An 18,874-nucleotide genomic window follows, 5' to 3' on the forward strand; every position below is an offset into this window, starting at 1 on the left:
TGGGTGAGGTCAGGACGTGGGGGTGCCGCTGGCGGGCGTGGTCTGGCGCATGCGCTGCGCGATCTCGGCGCGCAAATCGCGTGTCAGGCCCACGTAGTCCTGCAGCAGCGCGCCATAGGCCTGCGGTGCGCGCAGGCTCACGCCCTGCCAGTACTCGTGCTCGGTGCTGGGCTGGCGCAGCTCCAGCACGGCCTCGGTCTGCAGCTGCGCGTAGAGCGCGGTTTCCACATCGGGCGGGGCCTGCACCAGCAAGCCCTGGGGCGCGGCCACCAGGCTGGTGCCCGCAAACTCCACCGTGATGGTCTGCCCGCCGCGCATGCCCACCAAGCGCCCCACGGGGCTGCAATAGACCAGGTTGCAGACGTTCAGATAGGCCGCGCTGACCAGGGCGTTGACCATGGCCGGCAGGTTCTGGCGCAGCGAGCCGCCGGGCACAAACAGCGTGTGCGCGCCCTGCAGGGTGAGCAGGCGCAGGGTCTCGGGCACCCAGAAGTCCGAGCACACGGCAATGCCGATCTTGCCGAACTCGGTGTCCAGCGCGCAGATGGACGAGCCCCCCTGGCAGGACACGGCCTCGTTGGCGAAGGGGTGGATTTTGTGGGCGCGCCCCACCATCTCGCCGTCGCGCCCCAGCAGTACGGCGGTGTTGCAGTAGCGCCCGTCGTCCATGCGCTCCACCACCGAGCCGCACAGCAGGTAGACGCGGTGGCGCCGCGCCCACTCGCCCAGCCGCTCGTACAGCGGGCCCGGCACCGGGGTGTCGGTGACGCCTTGCAGCGCGCCTTGCCCCGGCATGTACCAGGCCGGGCCCAGAAAGAACTCGGGCAGGCACACCAGGTCCAGGGTGCGGCCTTTGCAGCTTTGCTCCAGGCGCTGCAGCACGTGTTCGAGGTTGTGGCTGGCCTCGGGCTGCCAGGCGGTTTGAACAACGGCAATCTTCATGGCGAACTCCTAGCGGGTGAGGGGGGCTGGACCAGCAAGGCGCTGGCGGGTTTGCTGCGGCTGTCCAGGCGCTGCAGCCAGTCCTGGCGCGGCTGCACCTGCCACTGCACCGGGCCGCCCCAGTGCTGCGCCACGGCGGCGTCCAGGCGCTGGCGGGTGGGGGCCCAGGGCTGGCCGGGGCGGGGCAGCACGCTGATGTGCACCTGCCCGTCCTGGGCGCGGGTGGTGAAGAGGTCTTCGATGCCGGGCTCCTCCAGCAGCAGCGCGTCCAGCGCGCTGAGGTGCTGGGGCCCGTGGGCGGTGGGGCAGAGGTCTTGCACGCGGCCCAGCAGCTCGATGGTGGCCTGCCAGCGCCCGCAAGCGCAGGGCGTGGGGGACAGGCGCACCAGGTCGCCGCTGCGGTAGCGCAGCAGCGGCAGGGCCTGCTGGTCCAGCGTGGTGAGCACCAGCTCGCCCGTGCCGGGCCCGCTCAGCGGCCGCTCGTGCTGTGGGTCCAGCAGCTCGAACACAAAGCGCTCCTGCGCCAGATGCAGGGCCCCGGCGGCACAGGGCAGGGCCACGGACAGGGCCTCGGTCATGCCGTAGTGGTTGTAGACCTGGGCCTGCCAGTCGCGCGCAATGCGCTGGCGCTTGGCAGCCGAGAGCGCCTCGCCCACGCAGACGATGCGGCGCACGGCCAGGTCGCGCGCCACGTCCAGCCCCATCTCGCGCGCCAGCAGCACCAGGCGCAGGGCGCGCAGCGGGGCGCACACCAAGGTGGTGATGCGGTGGCTCTGCAGCAAGCCCAGCAGCTGGCGCCAGCTGCAGGCGGCGTTGTTGGTGCTCACCGGCAGCACGCTGGCGCCCAGCAGCTCGCAGGCGCGGTCCACATCGGCCCCGACGTAGGAGAGCTCATAGGGCACGGCCACGGCCACGCGGTCTTGCGGGCCCAGCACATCGGCCCAGGCCAGGGCCACGCTGTAGTGGTTGAGCAGCCAGTCGCGCTGCGTGACAAAGCCTGCGTTCACCCCGCCCGTGGTGCCGGTGCTCTCGGCATAGCGCGCCAGCTGCGCTGCGGGCACGGCGCACAGGCCCCAGGGGTAGGCGGCGCGCAAATCGTCTTTGTGCGTCAGCGGCAGGCGCGCCAGGGCCGCCACATGCGGCAGCGGCTGGGGGTGGGCGGCCAGCGTGCGGCGGTAGTGCGGGCTGTGTGTGCGGGCGTGGGCCAGGTTGGCGTTGAGGGCCGCCAGCAGCGCGGCCTCGTGCCAGGGCTGGGCACGGCGCGCGGCCACGGCCTGCAGCAGCGTCAGCGCCGTGGGGTCGCTGGCGTGGCGGCTGAGGCAGTCGCTGGCAGGCTGGGCGCTCATGGTCAGGGCTGGGCGCGGTGGCCGCTGGCCACCAGCCCGAGCTGCAGGTTTTGCACCGTGGCCCCGGCCAGCGGGCTGTCTTGCAGCAGGGCGCTGAGTTCGGCCTCGGTGTAGGCCGCACGCACCGAGTTGGCAAAGCCCTTGCGCATCTCCATGGGGATGTTGGTGCGCATGAAGGCCACGGCCTCGCGGCTGAGGTCGCGGCGCAGGTCCACGATGCAAAAGGGCGCGCCGGGTTTGAGCACGCGGTGGATTTCGGCCAGCACGCGCTGGGGCTGCGCCCACTCGTGCAGCGAGCTGTGGCTGATGACGCCGTCAAAGCCCTGCGCCTCAAAAGGCATGTGCTCGCAGTTGCCAAGCTGGTAGTGGCAGCGCGCGGCCAGGCCGTAGTCCTGCGCATTGCGCTGCGCCAGCGCCAGCATCTGCTCGGCCAGGTCCAGCGCCGTGAGGCGGCTTTGCGGCGTGTCGGCGGCGCGCAGCCACTCCAGGCCGAAATAGCCCGGCCCCGGGCCCAGCTCCAGCACATGCCCGGCGCGCACGCCCAGGCTGCGCACCAGCTCGATTTTTTCGCGCAGCCAGCCGTGGTCGCGGATGTGGCGCTGCATCTGGTCGTAGGCCAAGGCCACCTCGGCGCTTTGCAGGGCCTCGTCGGTTTCAGGAATGCGGGCTTGCAGCATGGGGGGCTTCCTCGTCGGTGAGGGGGTGAAGGCGCACGGCAAAGCCGCGGAACTGCGAGCTGCCCATCTCGGCGCCGCAGTCCTCGTCGTCGGTGAGCAGGTTGAGGTTGTGGCGCTGCCAGCTCTGCGCGCTGGGGTCGGCGGGGTCCCACCAGGAAGGCGCGGCGTAGACCACATCGCGCGCCAGGCCCGCGCGCAGCGCCAGGCGCAGCTGCACGCTGCGCTGGCCACGGCTCACGCGCACCCATTGCCCCTCGTGCAGGCCTTGCGCGGCGGCGGCTTCGGGGTGGATTTCCAGCAGCGGCCAGGGCTCGCGCTGGCGCAGGCTGTCGAGCTGGCGGAACTCGGAGTTGTAGAAGTAAGTGCTGTGGCGGCTGCTGAGCCAGAACTCCCCGGCCTGCAGCGGCGGCGGCGCGCGAAAGCTGGGCAGGGCCTCGCCGCCCATGTGCGGCAGGCCGCCATGAAAGAGGGCGAACTTGCCGCTGCGGGTTTTGAAGCCCTCGCTTTGGTATTTGCGGTAGCGCAGGCGGTTGGGCTTGAGGCCCTCGGCCTTGAGCTGCGCCCAGCTCAGGCCCTCGCCGCGCAGCTTGTGGTCCAGGGCCTGCTCCAGGCTGGGCCAGAAATGCCGCTGCAGGCCCAGGCGCTCAGCCAAGCCCAGGATGATGTCTTCATCGCTGCGGCACTGGCCGCGCTGGGCCAGCTTTTGGCGCGCGCCGATGTAGGCATTGAACTCCACGATCTGGTCGCGCTCCAGCCAGCTGCCCACGGGCAGCACCAGGTCGGCCAGGCGCGCCGTGGGCGTCATGAACAGCTCGCAGCTGAGGTGAAAGTCCAGCCCCTGCAGCGCGGCGTGCACTTCGCGCGCGTTGGCATAGGTGGTGAGCAGATTGCTGCCAAAGCCCAGCAGCGCGCGCACCGCGTAGGGCTGCTGCTGGCGCATGGCGCGCCACACGGCGTTGGGGTGGGCCCAGCCGCTCATGCCCAGCACCGGGTGCTCGGCCGCGCCCAGGCGCTTGCGCGCCTGCTCGGGCGCCAGCAGCGCGGCGGCCGGAAAGCTGCGCCGCCCGTCCACAGCCATGGGCTCCCAGATGACGTCGCCGCCGGGCGCGTCGAGGTGGCCGCACAGCGCGCTGAGCATGGTGATGCTGCGCAGCGTGGCAAAGGCCTGCGGGTGCTGCGACACCCCCGTGCCCGCCTCGATGCAGGCGCTGCGCGCCAGCGCATAGCGCCGTGCTGCGCGCTCCAGCACATCGGGCGCAATGCCGGTGAGCTCGGCCACATGCGCGGGCGTGTAGGGCGCGAGGTGGGCCACCAGGGGCTCAAAGCCCTCGGTGTGCTGCCGCACAAAGTCGGCGTCGTACCAGCCCTGGGTCACCACCAGGTGCAAAAAGCCCAGGGCCAGGGCGGCGTCGCTGCCCGGGCGCGGCTGCAGCCACAGCGCGGCGCGGCGCGCCAGCTCGGTGGGGTAGGGGTCGATGACCATGAGCTCGCTGCCCTGGCGCAGGGCCTGGGCGAGCTGGGTGCCGATGACGCCGTCCGAGTGCGTCAGCAGCTTGTTGCTGCCCCACAGCAGCACCACCTCGGGGGTGCTGGCGTAGTCGCAAAAGGTAAAGCCGCCGCAGCTCAGCACCGCGGCCATGAGGCGCGGGTAAAAGCACACATGGGCCGGGCCCAGCACATTGGGCGTGCCCATGGCATTGGCCAGGCGGAACACCCACTCCTGGTAGTTGCGGTCGGTGCCCTGGGCCAGCACCACGGCTTCGGGGCCGTGGGCCTGGATGACGCGCTGCAGCTGCTCGGCGGCCAGGTCCAGGGCCTCGTCCCAGCCCAGCACCTGGTGGCTGTGGCCCACGCGGCGCAGCGGCTGCTCCAGCCGGTCGGGGTGGTTCAGCAGCTCCAGCGAGGCCTTGCCCTTGACGCAGAAAAAACCGTGCGTGAAGGGGTTGCTGCTGTCGCCTTCCAGCGCGGTGATTTGGCCGTCTTGCAGCTGCACCTTCACGCCGCAGCCGCCGTGGCACATGCGGCACAAGCTGGTTTGGGTGCTGAGGGTCGGGGGGCTGTGCACGGGCCTCACTCCGCCATGATGCGGGCCAGGCCCTGCATGAGCTGGTGCTCTTGCGCCACCGTCAACGCAAAGTGCTGCACCAGGGGCTCCAGCTGCGCGCCGTCGCCCTGCTGGGCCACGCTGCGCAGCCCTGCAATGCACTCGCTCCAGCCCTGGGCCACAAGGTGAGCGCGCGCCACCAGGCTGGGCAGCGCGGGCGAGTCCAGGTGCGCCAGGCATTGCTGCAGGAATTGCGCATAGAGCAGCCGGAAGTTGGCCCCGCCCGTGCCCGCGAATTCCCAGAAATTGGCAATGCCCATGAGCATCTGTGGCGGGTCGGCAAACAGCCGCCACCAATGCGGCATGCGCGCCAGCAGGGTTTGCAGGCCGCGCCAGCCGCGTGTGCTGTCGGGCGGCTGCAGGTAGTTTTCGGCGCAGCCCGCGATGGCCGCGCGCAGGGCTTGGGGCAGGGGTTTGTCCAGCTGCGCCGGTGCGGGCACTTGCACCAGCAAATGGCGCGAGGCCTGCAGCCCCTTCATGCTGGCGCGCGCCGCTTGCAAGGCGGGCAAGGCCAGGGTTTGGGCGCCGCCCTGGCTGGCGGTGTCCACCACCTGCGCCACTTCGCCTTGCAAGCCCACCACGGCCAGAAAGTGCGCGCAGAAATGGCGCTGCGCCGAGAAGTAGGGCAGGTGGTAGATGTCCAGCTTGACCCCGGCCACGCGCTGCAGCTGCAGGGCTTGTTCGAGCTGGGCCTGGGCGTCGGCCGGGTCGTCGGTCTGGGTTTGCTGCAGCGCCACGCCGCTGTGGCGCGCGAAGTGCTCGATCAGCCCGCAGGAGTCGATGCGGCCGGAGAGGATGGGCAGCTGGTGCGCGGGGTCGTCGCAGGGCCAGATCACAAAGTCCAGCCCCTGGCCCAGGCCGAAGACCATGGCCTCGCTCAGGGGCAGGCCGGCGTGCGCCAGCATCATGCGCAGCGTGGAGGACTCGCAGTGCACGCCGGGCAGGGGCGTGAAGTGCTGCAGCTGCAGGGCCGGGGCGTTCACAGCAGCACCTGCTTGTAGCTGTCCAGGTCCAGCATGCCGCTGCCGCTGACCAGCACCACGATGCAGGGCTGGCGCTGCTGCTCGCGCGCGGTCTGCACCGAGGCCAGGGCCGCCGCCACGGCGTGGGCCGATTCCGGCGCCACCAGCAGCCCTTCGGTTTGCAGCAGCAGGCGCCCGGCGGCAAAGGCTTCTTGCTCGTCGTAGGCCACGGCGTCGAGCAGGCCGTGGTGGCGCAGCAAGCTCACCAGGGGCGAGCTGTTGTGCTGGCGCAGCCCGCCCACATGCACGGGCTCGGGCACAAAGCTGCGGCCCATGGAGTAGGCCAGCACCTGCGGCGTGTAGCCCGCGGGGTCGGAGCCGCAGTACTCGTACACGCCCTGCGTGAGGCGCGGTGCGGCGGTGGACTCCGCTCCCAGCATGCGCAGCGGCCGCCCGCTCAGCTTGTGGCGCAAAAAGGGCAGCATGAAGCCGCACAGATTGGAGCCCCCGCTGACGCAGGCGATGAGCTCGTCGGGCCCGTCAGACTCCCCCGCCAGCTGCAGCTGCGCCTGCGTCTCCAGCCCCAGCAGGGACTGGTGCAGGTGCACGTGGTTGGCATTGCTGCCCGAGAGGTAGGCGGCGCTGCCGCCCAGCGCGGTTTCGATGGATTCGCTGATGGCGCTGCCAATGCTGCCGGGGTGGTCGGGCCGCTCTTTGAGCAGCTCGCGCCCGATGCGTGTGCTCAGCGAGGGCGAGGGCTGCACCTGCGCGCCCAGCAGCTGCATGTAGTGGCTGCGGTAGGGCTTTTGCTGCAGCGAGCAGCGCGCCATGAAGATCTGGCAGCCCAGGCCGAACATGCGGCTGGCCAGGGCCAGGCTCATGCCCCATTGGCCCGCGCCGGTTTCCGACACCACCTGCGTGCGCTCCTCCTGCTGGCAGTAGTAGGCCTGGGCCACCGCGCTGCTGAGCTTGAAGCTGCCACTGAGCAGCTGGTCCTCGCGCTTGAGGTAGATGCGCGCTGTGCTGCCCAGGGCGCGCTCCAGGCGCAGGGCGCGGCGCAGCGGCGTGGGCCGCCCGATCTGGATGAGGCGCTCGCGCACCGGCTCGGGAATGTCCACCCAGGCCGGGTCGGCCTGGTTCTGGCGCAGCATGGCCGCCGGGCGCACGCGGCGCATGATCTCGGCGGCGCTGGGTTTGTTGGGGTCGCGCACGGGCGGCAGCGGCCAGGGCAGGTCGGCCAGGGGGTGGCGCCAACGCGTGGGCAGCTGCTGGGCGTTGAGGGTGTAGTCGATGCTGGTGGGGTTGCTCATGGCGGGTCCTCGTCAGGGGTTGGCGCCCTCAAGGGCATCGGTGCCGCGCTGCAGCAGGGCGCGCACCTGGGCTTCGATCTCGGCGCGCTCGGGGTAGCTGGCGTAGAGGGCCATGCGGTTGCGCACCACATCGCCGCGGTTCCACATTTCGTAGAGCTCCTGGCGCATGCCAAAGCGCTCGCTCACCAGCTCGGCGGCCAGGCGAAACAGCCGCGACTTGAAGGCCACGCTCACGTCTTTGCCGCACATATAGCGCTCCAGCAGCGGGCGCAGCACGGGGTTGCGCAGGTCGGCCTCGCTGGGCTGCATGACCAGGCCCGAGCCGCAGATGACGCGCAGCATGTGCGCCACGCGCGTGGTGGTTTGCGCCGCGAAAGCGTCCATGGCCAGGGTCACGCCCGGGGCCAGCAGGCCCGAGCTGGTGCGCCGCGCACCCTGCTCCAGCCCCTGCAGCGCCAGGCGCATGAGTTCCACGTAAGAGGTCAGCTCGCCCAGCATGTCGGCCACCTCGCGGAACTGGTCCACACCAATGGACTGCGCCGCCAGCGAGGCCACGCCCAAAAACGTGCGCAGCCGGTGGTAGTAGCGCACCTGCCCGGCCATCAGCGCCCAGGCGCTCAGGCGCGGGAAGCCGCGTGCGGCGGTGGCGCTGTCGTCCAGCAAAAAGATGCGCTCGTTGGGCACGAACACATCGTCGAAAAACAGCATGGCGTCTTGCTCGTCGTAGCGCGCGCTGAGGTCGTGGCGAAAGCCCGTGGCGTTGGGCGACTGGGCTTCGCGGCACATCAGGCGCAGGCCTGGTGTGGCCACGGGCAGGGCGAACCAGATCACGTACTGCGGCGACTCGCGCATGAAAAACGCGGGCGAGAGGTAGACCAGCACCTCATGGCAGTAAGGCGCCAGCGTGGCCAGCTGTTTGGCGCCGCGCACCACCACGCCGTCGCTGCGGCGCTCCACCACGCGCAGCGCGTAGTCAGGGTGCTCGGCCAGGGAGGCGGAGCGGTCGATCTGCGGGTCGCCAATGGCGTGGGTCAGCACGATGTCGTGCTCGCGGCAGTAGCGGTAGTAGCGCTCGGCATTGGCGCCGAACTGCGGCTGCACGGCGGCCAGCTCCTGCCGGTAGTCGTACAGCCCCACCACCACATTGGCCATGAAGTCGGGGATGCGCGGCAGCTGGCCGTGGCTGTGGCGCATCCACAAGTGGCTGTTGGCAATCTTGGCGCTGAGCTGCTGCGGCGTGCTGGGCGCCAGGTAGGAGAGGCTCAGGCGCTGCCCGCTCTCGGGGCTGGTCCAGCACATCTGCGCGCTGTCGGGGCCGTGGGCCTGCAGCTCGTAGAGCTCACACAGCGTGTCGAGCACGCCGGCAAAGGCCGGGTGGCGCAGCACGTCCACGCGCTGGCCGTCGTACCAGACCTCGCGCTCGTCCTGCAGGCTGCGGCGCAAAGAGGCCGCGTCGTGCACGCCTTGCGCAGCGTGCATGTGCAGCGCACTTTGGTAGTGCGGGCTGTTGAAGGCCAGGGGGGTGCGGGGCTCAGGCATGGGGGGCTCCGGGGTGGGGGCTCAGGGGCGGCGCGGTGGTTCGCTGCGGCTGAAGGGGCACACGCTTTTGTCCTGCACATGCGGGAACTCGCCGCGCGTGTAGTGGCCGATGGCGTTGAGCACGCGGCTGTCCAGCGCTGTGGGCTTTTGGTGGTGGCGGGCCACGGCGCCGCTGGGTTCGGTCTGCACCATGTGCAGGCCGCGTGCGGCGTGCACGTTCAAGAGTGCGGGCAGGGCGTTGGCGGCGTCGCGCATGCGCTTGACGGTTTCCAGCCCGTCGGGCACACCGATCATGGACTTGGTGCCGCCCGCGCCCAGGCAGTTGCGCGGCATGTGCAGGTGCACGTGGCGCCAGTGGTCCAGCCCGGTGTAGACGGCCAGCGCGCTGTTGACCAGGCCGTGCAGGGCCCAGCTCTGCGGGTGTTGGTGGCGTTCGCGGTCTATGGTCTGCAGGGTTTGGTGCAGGTCGCCCAGGCCCAGGGCGCTGAGCTGCTGCTCCAGCTCGTTCCACAGCGCATTGAAGAGGTCGCGGAACATGTGATAGCGAATCGCCAGCGAGTGCATGCCGCTGGCCGGGCCGAGGTTGTCGCGGAACACGTGGTAGTCCGAGGCCGACAGGCACAGCGACATCACCTGCTGCGACTCCACCAGCGTGGGCAGCAGGGCTTGCGCCACTTGCAGGTGCTCGGTGGCGGCGGTGTAGCGCTCGGCGCGCAGCTCGCGCACGGCCTGCTCCACGTGGTCGTTCATCTCCTGGCTGAGCAGCTCGGGGATTTGGTGCAGGGCCACGAACTCGGTGTAGCAAGTGGGTTGCTTGAGCTGCGCACCCTGCACGGCCTGGTGCAGCAGCGCAGCGCCGATGAAGCTGTCGTAGTCGGTGTGGCGGCTGGGCAGGGTCAGCGCACCCAGCTCTTCCTCCCAGCGCTGGGCTTCGTGGGCCGAGGCGCGGTTGAGGTCCAGCAGCGCGTAGTCCCAGTCGGTGTGGCGGCCGCGGCCCAGCACGCGCTCGAGCTGCGGGCTGCTGCCGCCCTCGGGGGCGCAGCCAAAGTGCGCCAGCACGGTGGCGTCAAAGCGGGCTTGGGCCAACAGAAACTCTTGCAGGGCGCTGGATTGCGCCAGGCCCAGGGTTTGGCGGGTTTGCCCGGCACTGGGGCGCAGCAGTTGCAGCTGCAGCTGGCGCGGCACCTCGCCCAGGCGGCGCAGCACCAGGTGAAAGCCATGCACCCAGCGCACCACCTCGGTGGCCTCTTGCAGCGCGCCTTGCTGCAGCAGCGTGGCGGCGCGTGTGAGCAGCCGCGCCTGGTTGAGCAGCGCCACCTCGGCGGCTTGCAGCAGGGTTTGCACGGCGCTGGCGCTGGTGGCGCTGCTTTCCAGCGCGGCCTGCCGCGCCTGCGTCAGCAGCGGGATGTTGTGCAGCAGGTCGTAGCTGGGCGCAATCGCGCCCAGGGCGTTGTGCGCGGCCGCGGCGGCGCTCAGTTCTGCGGGGGTGTCGAGGCGCATGAGGCTTCTCCTTGGCTGAGCAGCACCGGTCCATCGCAGCCGATGCAGTGGCAGGGGCAGGCGTCGATGGCTTCTTGAACACAGTCCATTTCGCTGGCCGTGCTGGGTTGTTTGCAGACGAAAAAGGTCTCGGTGGCGAGGTCCAGGTCAAAGTGCGCCGGTGCCAGGTCTTTGCAAACCATGCAGTCGATGCACGAGGTGTCGACGTAAATGCGCCCAGGCGCATTGCGGTGGTGGCGAGCGGCGAAGTCGGCCATGGGGCCCTCCCTGCGGGTGAAGGGGTTCAGTCCAGATAGATGCTCTTCATGGTGGGCTTGACGGCCTGGCGCACGGCCTGGTCGACCTTGCTGCGGTCTATGGTCACGAACTCCAGCGTCAGCCCGTGCTGGTGCTCAAAAGCCTGGCGCAGCCGCGCTTGCACGGCCGTGACGAGGTTGTTGTCGGTCAGGCCCACTTGCAGCAGCGTGCCTTGCAGCGGCTTGACGGCGTAGTGATAGGGCGCGCAGTCCAGGCAGGACAGCAGGGTTTGCTCCAGTGCCAGCAGGCTGATGCGCTGCGTGCCCACATGCAGCACATCGCCGAGCCGCCCCAGGTGGTCGATGCGCTGCGTGGGCCGCCCGCAGCGGCAGGGCGCGCTGTGCAGGCGCACCAGGTCGCCAGTGCGGTAGCGCAGCAACGGCAGGGCACGCGCAGCCAGGGTGCTGACCACCAGCTCGCCGGCCTGACCCTCGCCCACGGGCAGGCCGCTGTCGGGGTCCAGCACTTCAAAGAAGTGGCGGCTTTGCATGAGGTGCAGCTGCTGCGCCGGGCAGCACATGGCCAGGGTGTTGGTCTCGGTCATGCCGTACATGGGGTAGACGCGGGCGTTCCAGGTGCGCTCCAGCAGCTCGCGCTTGGCGGCGGAGGCCCCTTCGCCCGCGCACAGCAGCTTGCGCAGGCCGAGGTCTTGCGCAGGGTTGAGGCCCTGGGCCTGCGCCACCTCGGCCAGGTGCAGGGCGCGCGTGCCCGAGCACACCAGCGCGGTGACGCGCGCATCGCGCAGGATTTGCACCATGCGCTCGCTGGGGCAAAACGGCGTCACGGCCCCCAGTGCCACCACGGTGCAGCCCACCAGCTCCAGGGCGCGGTCCAGGTCCTGGCCCACACCGGCCAGCTCGTAGGGCACGGCCACGGCCACCACGTCCTGCGGGCTCAGCACCTGCTGCAGGTGGTGGGCCACGGCGCAGTTGTTGGTGAACCAGTCGTCCGCCGTGAAGTAGGCCGCCAGCGAGCGCCCGGTGCTGGTGCCCGAGCTCTCGCCAAAGCGCACCAGCTCCTCGTGCGCGGTGGCCAGCATGCCAAAGGGGTAGGCGTCCATGAGCTGCTCGCGCGTGGTCAGCGGCAGCTCGGAGAACTCACACAAGCCCTGCAGCCAGGCCTGGCCCACGCCCTGCAAAGTCCGGCGGTAGTGCGGTGAGTGCAGCAGTGCGTGCTGCACCGTGGCGCGCAGCAGGGTTTGCTGCCAGTCCAGCAAGGCCGCCGGGCCGAGGTTCATGTGCTGCAGCACTTCGGTGGCCAAGCGCTGGCGCCGCGCCAGCAAGCGCGCGATGGCGGAGACCGGGTCGAGCAGGTCGGGCATGTTCATGGCTTGGCGCCTCCGGGCGGTGGGGTGGCGGGGATGTGGGGCTCCACGATGTGCAGCAGATCGGTCATGAGCGCTTGCTCGGCCGGTGCCAGCTCGGCCAGCATGGCGCTGGCGCGAGTCAGGGCGGCGCCATCGCTTTTGCGCCCGCCCAGGTCGATGAGGCGCGCGACCTCGCTCCACTGGTCGGCCAGGGCGTCGCAGCGTGTTGCCAAGGGGCCCAGGGCGGGGAGCGCGCACAGCGTCTGGGCCTCGCGCAAAAAGCTCGCCCACAGGCGGCGAAACAGCCCGCCGCCGGTGCCCGCCTCTTCCATGAGAAAGGCAATGATGGGCAGGTCTTGCTGGGGTTGCGCAATGCCCTCGGGCCAACGCGCCACCTGCTGCCCGGCCAGGGCAATGCCACGGTGGGCAATGTTTTTGATGGGCGGGTTGAGGTAGGTGCGCGCGTTGCTGGCTATGGCCTGCAGCACGGCGCCGGGCAAGAGCGCGCTGAGCTGCTGGCGCAGCCGGTCCAGGTCAGGCCCGGGCAGCAGGCGCACGCTGAGGCGGCGCGAGGACATGGGCCCTTTGGCGGCACGGGCCAGCGCCAGGCTGCTGAGCTTGGTGTGCGTGCGCCCGCCGCCGCTGAGGGTGTCGATGACTTGCGCCTCCTCCTGGTCGTAGCCGCACAAGGTGATGTAGTGGGCGCAGAAGTGAAAGCGCTGTTCGCCGAAGTAGTCCAGGTAGTAGTGGTCCACCTTCAGGCCCAGCCATTGCTGCTGGCCCAGCGTGGCCTGGGCATGGGCCCAGGCGCGCGCGTCGGAGCTGAACTCGCGCGACTCCACCGGCAGGGCCAGGGCCTCGCAGAGGTTGGCGGTGAGCAGGTCGGGCTTGATGCGCCCCCCGATAAAGGGGTAGGGCATGTTGGCGCTGCGCCAGTACAAAAAGTTCAGGCCCTGGCCCAGCCCGAACACCATGGGCTCGGACAGTTGTACGCCCTGCTGCGAGAGCAGGTTGACCAGCATGGTCGATTCGCAATGCACGCCCACAAAGGGCGGATGGAGCACTTCAGCCATGAGTCACCTCCGCAGCCGCACCGGCGTGCACCAGTTCGAGCACGCGCTGCGTGCGGTGGTTGAGCAGGTGGCCGTAGCAGTGGCCGAGCTCGTCGCCTTCGGTGTAGGCCACCACCTCCAGCTCACGGTGCGTGGCCGCCAGGCCCTGCAGCGTGGGCAGCACATGGGCGCGCCGCGCCAGGCCCAGTGCGGCGTGCGACATCAGCGTGCAGCGCTGCAGCGGCGGCTGCGCGGCCCAGGCACCCCAGAGGCGGCAGCTGAAGAGCTCGATGATGCTGCCGTCGTGCAGCGTCAAGCTGGTCCACCAGCCTTGCGTGCCGTGCCGCTTGGGCGCGATGTAGGAGGGCCCGCTGTCCAGCACCGACACCCCCAGCGCCAGCGCCTGGCGCTGCAAGGCGGCCATGAAGCCCAGCCACTGCGTGTCGGTGTCGTAGTCGCCCAGGTAGAGCGCCACATGGTGCACGCCGCGCCAATGGGCGGCGCGGCCGGGGTCGCCCAGGGCTTGCAGGTCGGCCGGGCTGCTTTGCAAAAAATCACCCAGCAGGGCCAGCGGGCTGTGCGCGCGCACCTGGGCCGCCAGGGTGGTGATGTGGGCCCAACTGTCGGGACGCTGAGCCAGGTCGGGCAGGGGTAGGTGCGGTGGCTGCTCGGCCACCGCAGGCCCACCGCCGTAGAGCAGCGGCAGGAGTCCGGATGAGGGGCTGTGGTGTGGGGTCATGTGGGTCATGGGAGTCAGTGCAGAGCACTGTGTTGGGCCAATACGCGGCCGGTGGGGGAGTGGGTGCAGCCCAGCAGGCCTGAGACTGGGCCGCTGTAGAGCAGCTGGCCGCCGCCGGGGCCGCCCTCGGGGCCCAGCTCCAGCACATGGTCGGCGCAGGCGATGAGCGAGAGCTCGTGTTCGATCAGCAGCACCGTGTGGCCTTGCGCCTTGAGGCGCTGCAGCAGGCGCCAGAGCTGGGGCAGGTCGGCGCCGTGCAGGCCGCGCGAGGGCTCGTCAAACACATAGAGGCCCTGGCCGCTCTTGCGCGTCTGCAGCTCCGAGGCCAGGTGCAGGCGCTGCGCCTCGCCGCCCGAGAGCGTGCGGGTGGACTGGCCCAGCTGCAAATAGCCCAGGCCCAGCTCGTCGAGCAGGCGCAGCGCCGCGGTGAGCGTGTCCGACACCGGCGCGGGCCCGCCCATGAAGTGCGCCAGCGCCTCGCTCACGCTCATGCGCAGCACCTCGCTGATGCTGCGTCCGCCCCACTGCACGGCCAGCACCTCGGGCGTGAAGCGCTGGCCGTGGCAGTCCGGGCAGGGCTGGTAGTCGTTCTTCAAAAAGGCGATGTCCATTTCGATCTCGCCCTGGCCCTTGCAGGTTTCGCAGCGCCCGCCCGCCACATTGGCGCTGAAGTGGCTGCGCTGCAGAGCGGCGGCCTGCGCCTCGGGCTGGGCGGCGTAGAGATCGCGCAGCTCGTCGGCCAGGCCCACATAGGTGGCCAGGCTGGAGCGGCTGGAGCGCGCCATGGGCTTTTGCTCGGCATGCACCAGGTATTGCAGCTGCGGCGGGGCGCTGCGCGCGTTGAGCTGGCGCTGCAGCTCGGCGCACAGCGCCTGCACCAGGCTGCTCTTGCCCGCCCCCGACACGCCGGTGACGCAGGTGTAGGCCCCCAGCGGCAGGGCCACGCTGAGGTTTTGCACGTTGTGGCGGCTCAAGGGGCTGCTGTGCCACCAGGCCTGGCGCGGGCCCAGCGCCGCAGCGGGCGCGGCCAGGGGCTGGCCCAGGTGGCGTGCCGTGGCGCTGCTGCTTTGCAGCAAGGCCACGGGGGTGCCCTCAAACACCAGGCGCCCGCCCTGGCGTCCGGCGCCGGGGCCCACCTCCACCAGCCAGTCGGCGGCGCGGATCAGGGTTTCGTCGTGCTCCACCACCATCAGGCTGTTGCCCTGGTCGCGCAGCTGTTGCAGCAGGGTCAGCAGCTGCGCGGTGTCGCGCGGGTGCAGGCCGGTGCTGGGTTCGTCCAGCACATACATCACACCGCTCAGGGCATTGCTGAGGTGCTGGGCCAGCAAGAGCCGCTGCAGCTCCCCGCCCGAGAGCGAGACCACGCTGCGCTCCAGCGCCAGATAGGGCAGGCCCACGGCGGCGATGTGCTGGCACTGGGTTTGCATGCGGCGCAGCAGGTCCAGGCAGGCGCCGGGCAGGGCTGGGTCTTGCGCCAGCGCTTGCAAAAGGCCCAGCAGCTCGGCCACGGGGCGCTGCTGCAGCGTGGCGATGTTTTGCCCGCCCAGCCGCACCGCCAGCGAGGCCGGACGCAGGCGCAGGCCCTGGCAGTCGGGGCAGGGCGCGTCGCCCAGGTAGCGCTCCAGCGCGGCGCGGCGTGCGGCCGAGCTGGTCTCGCGGTAGAGCCGCTCCAAATAGCCCAGGATGCCCTCAAAGCGCACATGGTTGGAGACCTTGCGCACCTGGATGAAATAGGTGGTGGGGCTGCCGTAAAGCACCAGCTGGCGCTGCGCCGCGCTGAGCGCAGCAAAGGGCTGGTGGGCGGCAATGCCCACGTCGGCGCACATGGCGTCAAAGGCCTTGCGCACATTGGGAATGTTGAAGGTGCCGGGCTCGGCGCCCTCCCAGATGGCGTTGAGGCTCAGGCCCGGGTCGGGGATGACGCGCTCCTGGTCAAAGCCCGCCACGCGGCCCAGGCCCTTGCAGGACAGGCACATGCCTTCCTTGCGGTGGGCGCTGAAGTCCAGCGGCGTGAGGGCTTGGGCCAGGCAGCCGCAGCTGGCACAGCGCAGCTGCGCGTCGGTGGGGCCCAGGCACACCGGGCACACGGGCTGGCCCAGGCGCGCAAACAGCACGCGCAGGCTGCGCTCCATGCCGCTCATGCTGCCCACGGTGGAGCGCGGGTTGCTCAGGCGCTGGGTGCTTTGCGCCAGGGCCACGGGGGCCTGCACGCCGCTGAGGTGGTCCAGCTCGTAGTCGGCGTCGCCCAGCTCCTGGCCGGTGCTGGCCAGCGCGCCCAGGTACAGGGATTTGGCCACCTGGAACAGGGTGTCAAACACCAGTGAGGACTTGCCCGAGCCCGACACGCCGGTGAACACCACCAGGCGGTTTTTGGGCAGGGTCAGCGAGAGGTTTTGCAGGTTGTGCGTGCGCACGCCTTCCAGGCGTATGCCGTCATGGGGCAGGGTCATGGCGGGCCTCCGGCCAGGTGCTGGCGCCGCGCGCGCACATCGGCTTGGGCCAAGTGCTCCAGCGCCAGGCGTTCTTCGGGAATGAGCAGACTCAGCAGCCGCTGCACCTCGTTGAGCGTGTGCCGCAGGGCCTCAGCGCTGCTGCTGGGGGTGAGGCTCAGGCAGGTCTGGCCCATGTGCTGCCAGGCCTGGGCGCTGCGCGCGATGTGGGTGGCCGCGGCGTTCAGGGCGGGGTCGGGCAGGGCCTGCGCCACCCGCTCGATGAAACGCGTCCACAACGGCCGGAACAGGCCCCCACCCGTACCCCATAACTCGATTGCGCTGCCAAGTGCGCGCAGCTGCCAGGTCAGGGCTGGCCAGCGTGGCAAGCCCGGGCTGCCGGGGGGTGGGGGCAAGGTGCCGCGCTTGAGTTCGGGCCACTGCGCCACGCGCCGTTGCAGCTGCAACAAGCCGCTGCAGCCCTGCTGTTTGAGGGCGGGGCGCAGCATCTCGCGCGCGCTTTGCGCCAGCGCTGCTGGGCCCAGGCGCTCCAGCGCTGGTGCCTGCGCGCCGCCGCCCAGCACATAGCACCAGCCATTGGGGTTGATGGGCGGGCAGGCGCTGCTCAGGCGCGCTTGCTGCACCTGGTCCACCGGCACGCGCAGCAACTCGGCGCAGGCGGGGTCGGAGACCAGGAACTCGCCCTCGCCATCGCTGTTGAGCGGGGGCAGCTGGCCGCAGAGGTTGACGAAGTAGCCGCCAAAAGGCGCGCTCGCGCCCTCAAGGGTGGCGTGGTGGGGCAGGGCCGCCAGGTCCACGCGCGCCACCACCACCTCGCCCTGAGCCAGCCACTGGCGCAGGCGCGACAGCGGCGTGCGCTGCTGAGCCTGCACGCTGCAGCCCAGCAGCCGCAGGGCCTGGCCGGGGAAGATGGTCTGGCGCCCCACCACCAGGTCGGGCTCGGGCCCCTCGCGCTCGAACAGGGCAAAGCCGATATTGCCGTCCAGCCCGAACACCACCTCTTCCTCCAGCGCCAGGCCCTGTGCGGCCAGGGCGTTGCGCAGGCAGGCGCTTTCGCAGTTGGCACCGGCGCGGTGCTGGTAGCGGCTTTGTGCGGGGCGGCTCATGGCTGCACCTCGGGTGTGGTGGCGCCAGCCCCGGTGGGGGCGGCCATCCAGCGTATGGGCAGGGTGGTGGCGGGTGCGGGGACGCTGGGGCGCAGGCGCAGCGGGGGCTGCGTGGCCATCACGTCCTGGTAGTCGCGGTGCATTTGCAGCACGCGCTGGCGCGTCTGGTGGCTGCGTTCGTGCAAGTCCTGACCCTTGAGGCCCCACCACAAATACCAGTTCTTGTGGCTGAGGTAGAGGTCCCGCACATAGCCCAGGGTCTCGGGGTCCTCCAGCAGCTCGGGCTCCACGTAGAAGGTGGGCACGAACATATTGTGGTCCTCGCTGATGATGCCCTTCTTCACCGCCAGGCGCTGCAGCTTGGTGCCGCTGAGGATGCGGATGCCCAGGTTGGCGTAGATCTGGTGCGGGCGCAGGTATTTGAGCGGGGCCTGCACGGATTCGCGCAGCTCCTTGGCGCCCTCGCCGGGGCCGCCCAGAAACACGCAGTGCGTGAACTCGATGCGGCTTTGGCGCAGCAGCGCGTCGACCTGCGCCACCTTGGCCATGTCAAAGCCCTTCATGAGCTGCTCCAGCGCGGCGTCGCTGAAGGAGTCGGTGCCCAGGTCCACGCGGATGCAGCCCGCGCGCTCCAGCAGGGCCACGAATTCGGGCGTGATGGCGTTGGGCGTGAGCTGGCAGTACCAGGGCACGTTCAGCTCGGTGCGCACCATCTCCTCGCACACCGCCATGGCGTAGTCCAGCGGGTAGTTGAAGGTGGCGTCCACCACCTCGAACTCGCGCACGGCGGGGTTGTCCTGCATGGCGGCGCGGATTTCCTCCACCACCTCGCGCGGCTCTTTGAAGCGGTCGCTGCGCCCCTCTGTTTTCTTGATGATGCAGTAGCTGCAGTGCAGCTTGCAGCCGCGCTTGGTCTGCAGGGTTTCGATGGCGGGCTGGGTGTCGCGGCTCAGGTCGGTGCTGGCGGCCACGGTTTCTTCGAAGTAGCGCGGGTCGTAGAGGCTGCGGTCGGGGCGCAGTGCGCGCACATTCACCTGGCCCAGTGTGGGGTTCTGGCGGTAGCAGCCGTCGGCGGGGTCCACCCAGCACAGGCCGGAGATGCGGCTCAAGTCCCCCACGCCGCGCTGCAGGTAGTCCAGCAGCTGCACCACCGAGTCCTCGCCCTCGCCAGCAATGCCGTAGTCGGGGCGCGCGTAGTCGAACATGGACTGGGGCTCGACCGAAAAACCCGTGCCGCCCAGCAGCACGGTGGCGCTGGAGTGCTTGCGCACGCACTGCACGATTTTGTGCGTCATGGGGCCGAAGAAGACGGGGTCGATGAAGGTGAGGTTGTCGAGGTTGCGCACGCCCACGCCCACCACGTCGGGCTTGTGGGTGTGCAGGGCTTCGAGCACGGCTTTGAGCTCGCGCGCTTCCCACAGCAGATCGAGCATCTGCACCTCGTGCCCGGCTTCTTTGAGCGCGGCACTGATGTAGGCCAGCCCGATGGGCAGGGCCGGGCGCGGCACCCGGATCTTGTTGGTGGAGATCAGCAGCACACGCAT

General features: G+C 70.2%; 15 protein-coding genes. All 15 read right to left on the bottom strand.

Annotation, left to right across the window (positions count from 1 at the left end):
- Positions 1-9 precede the first annotated feature (9 nt).
- From ACG0Z6_RS05950 to ACG0Z6_RS06020, 15 genes are read right to left on the bottom strand one after another with little or no spacing between them, the layout of a single operon-like run.
- On the bottom strand, positions 10-942 hold the full coding sequence (locus ACG0Z6_RS05950) for a carbon-nitrogen hydrolase family protein (protein WP_394459453.1): 933 nt from the start codon (positions 940-942) through the stop codon (positions 10-12).
- Positions 939-2,288, bottom strand: a complete 1,350-nt coding sequence (locus ACG0Z6_RS05955) for a phenylacetate--CoA ligase family protein (protein WP_394459455.1) — start codon at positions 2,286-2,288, stop codon at positions 939-941. The genes ACG0Z6_RS05950 and ACG0Z6_RS05955 overlap by 4 nt, the downstream gene beginning before the upstream one ends.
- A 2-nt stretch (positions 2,289-2,290) precedes the next feature.
- Complete coding sequence (locus tag ACG0Z6_RS05960; protein ID WP_394459457.1) at positions 2,291-2,965, bottom strand: class I SAM-dependent methyltransferase; 675 nt, start codon at positions 2,963-2,965, stop codon at positions 2,291-2,293.
- Positions 2,943-5,030, bottom strand: a complete 2,088-nt coding sequence (locus ACG0Z6_RS05965) for a molybdopterin-containing oxidoreductase family protein (RefSeq protein WP_394459459.1) — start codon at positions 5,028-5,030, stop codon at positions 2,943-2,945. The genes ACG0Z6_RS05960 and ACG0Z6_RS05965 overlap by 23 nt, the downstream gene beginning before the upstream one ends.
- Positions 5,031-5,035: 5 nt before the next feature.
- Positions 5,036-6,052: a BtrH N-terminal domain-containing protein gene (locus ACG0Z6_RS05970; RefSeq protein ID WP_394459461.1), complete on the bottom strand. Its 1,017-nt coding sequence runs from the start codon at positions 6,050-6,052 to the stop codon at positions 5,036-5,038.
- Positions 6,049-7,341 (bottom strand): TrpB-like pyridoxal phosphate-dependent enzyme, encoded by a 1,293-nt coding sequence (locus tag ACG0Z6_RS05975; protein WP_394459463.1) that lies wholly within the window; start codon positions 7,339-7,341, stop codon positions 6,049-6,051. Before ACG0Z6_RS05975 ends, ACG0Z6_RS05970 begins: the two co-directional genes overlap by 4 nt.
- A gap of 12 nt (positions 7,342-7,353) precedes the next feature.
- Positions 7,354-8,880 carry a 4-hydroxyphenylacetate 3-hydroxylase N-terminal domain-containing protein gene (locus ACG0Z6_RS05980; RefSeq protein ID WP_394459465.1) on the bottom strand — a complete coding sequence of 509 codons (1,527 nt, stop codon included), beginning with the start codon at positions 8,878-8,880 and terminating at the stop codon, positions 7,354-7,356.
- Positions 8,881-8,901: 21 nt separating this feature from the next.
- The gene (locus tag ACG0Z6_RS05985; RefSeq protein ID WP_394459467.1) at positions 8,902-10,380 is read right to left on the bottom strand and encodes a tryptophan 2,3-dioxygenase; all 1,479 of its coding nucleotides are present in this window, start codon (positions 10,378-10,380) and stop codon (positions 8,902-8,904) included.
- Positions 10,353-10,637: a ferredoxin gene (locus ACG0Z6_RS05990; RefSeq protein ID WP_394459469.1), complete on the bottom strand. Its 285-nt coding sequence runs from the start codon at positions 10,635-10,637 to the stop codon at positions 10,353-10,355. Before ACG0Z6_RS05990 ends, ACG0Z6_RS05985 begins: the two co-directional genes overlap by 28 nt.
- A 26-nt stretch (positions 10,638-10,663) precedes the next feature.
- A complete protein-coding gene (locus ACG0Z6_RS05995; RefSeq protein WP_394459471.1) occupies positions 10,664-12,004 on the bottom strand; it encodes a phenylacetate--CoA ligase family protein in 1,341 nt (446 codons plus the stop codon).
- A complete protein-coding gene (locus ACG0Z6_RS06000) occupies positions 12,001-13,056 on the bottom strand; it encodes a BtrH N-terminal domain-containing protein (protein ID WP_394459473.1) in 1,056 nt (351 codons plus the stop codon). Before ACG0Z6_RS06000 ends, ACG0Z6_RS05995 begins: the two co-directional genes overlap by 4 nt.
- Positions 13,049-13,783 (bottom strand): hypothetical protein, encoded by a 735-nt coding sequence (locus ACG0Z6_RS06005; RefSeq protein WP_394459475.1) that lies wholly within the window; start codon positions 13,781-13,783, stop codon positions 13,049-13,051. Before ACG0Z6_RS06005 ends, ACG0Z6_RS06000 begins: the two co-directional genes overlap by 8 nt.
- Positions 13,784-13,788: 5 nt before the next feature.
- The gene (locus ACG0Z6_RS06010; RefSeq protein WP_394459477.1) at positions 13,789-16,224 is read right to left on the bottom strand and encodes an ATP-binding cassette domain-containing protein; all 2,436 of its coding nucleotides are present in this window, start codon (positions 16,222-16,224) and stop codon (positions 13,789-13,791) included.
- On the bottom strand, positions 16,221-17,330 hold the full coding sequence (locus ACG0Z6_RS06015; RefSeq protein WP_394459479.1) for a BtrH N-terminal domain-containing protein: 1,110 nt from the start codon (positions 17,328-17,330) through the stop codon (positions 16,221-16,223). Before ACG0Z6_RS06015 ends, ACG0Z6_RS06010 begins: the two co-directional genes overlap by 4 nt.
- Positions 17,327-18,874 carry a B12-binding domain-containing radical SAM protein gene (locus tag ACG0Z6_RS06020; protein WP_394459481.1) on the bottom strand — a complete coding sequence of 516 codons (1,548 nt, stop codon included), beginning with the start codon at positions 18,872-18,874 and terminating at the stop codon, positions 17,327-17,329. Before ACG0Z6_RS06020 ends, ACG0Z6_RS06015 begins: the two co-directional genes overlap by 4 nt.

Origin of the sequence: Roseateles rivi (assembly GCF_043555845.1) — a bacterium.
Lineage (GTDB): Bacteria > Pseudomonadota > Gammaproteobacteria > Burkholderiales > Burkholderiaceae_C > Roseateles > Roseateles rivi.

Excerpts from the sequence above, each read along its gene's own strand:
- ACG0Z6_RS05950 (WP_394459453.1), bottom strand. The coding sequence starts at position 942 with ATGAAGATTGCCGTTGTTCAAACCGCCTGGCAGCCCGAGGCCAGCCAC.
- ACG0Z6_RS05955 (WP_394459455.1), bottom strand. The coding sequence starts at position 2,288 with ATGAGCGCCCAGCCTGCCAGCGACTGCCTCAGCCGCCACGCCAGCGAC.
- ACG0Z6_RS05960 (WP_394459457.1), bottom strand. The coding sequence starts at position 2,965 with ATGCTGCAAGCCCGCATTCCTGAAACCGACGAGGCCCTGCAAAGCGCC.
- ACG0Z6_RS05975 (WP_394459463.1), bottom strand. The coding sequence starts at position 7,341 with ATGAGCAACCCCACCAGCATCGACTACACCCTCAACGCCCAGCAGCTG.
- ACG0Z6_RS05980 (WP_394459465.1), bottom strand. The coding sequence starts at position 8,880 with ATGCCTGAGCCCCGCACCCCCCTGGCCTTCAACAGCCCGCACTACCAA.
- ACG0Z6_RS05985 (WP_394459467.1), bottom strand. The coding sequence starts at position 10,380 with ATGCGCCTCGACACCCCCGCAGAACTGAGCGCCGCCGCGGCCGCGCAC.
- ACG0Z6_RS05990 (WP_394459469.1), bottom strand. The coding sequence starts at position 10,637 with ATGGCCGACTTCGCCGCTCGCCACCACCGCAATGCGCCTGGGCGCATT.
- ACG0Z6_RS05995 (WP_394459471.1), bottom strand. The coding sequence starts at position 12,004 with ATGAACATGCCCGACCTGCTCGACCCGGTCTCCGCCATCGCGCGCTTG.
- ACG0Z6_RS06000 (WP_394459473.1), bottom strand. The coding sequence starts at position 13,056 with ATGGCTGAAGTGCTCCATCCGCCCTTTGTGGGCGTGCATTGCGAATCG.
- ACG0Z6_RS06005 (WP_394459475.1), bottom strand. The coding sequence starts at position 13,783 with ATGACCCACATGACCCCACACCACAGCCCCTCATCCGGACTCCTGCCG.
- ACG0Z6_RS06010 (WP_394459477.1), bottom strand. The coding sequence starts at position 16,224 with ATGACCCTGCCCCATGACGGCATACGCCTGGAAGGCGTGCGCACGCAC.
- ACG0Z6_RS06015 (WP_394459479.1), bottom strand. The coding sequence starts at position 17,330 with ATGAGCCGCCCCGCACAAAGCCGCTACCAGCACCGCGCCGGTGCCAAC.
- ACG0Z6_RS06020 (WP_394459481.1), bottom strand. The coding sequence starts at position 18,874 with ATGCGTGTGCTGCTGATCTCCACCAACAAGATCCGGGTGCCGCGCCCG.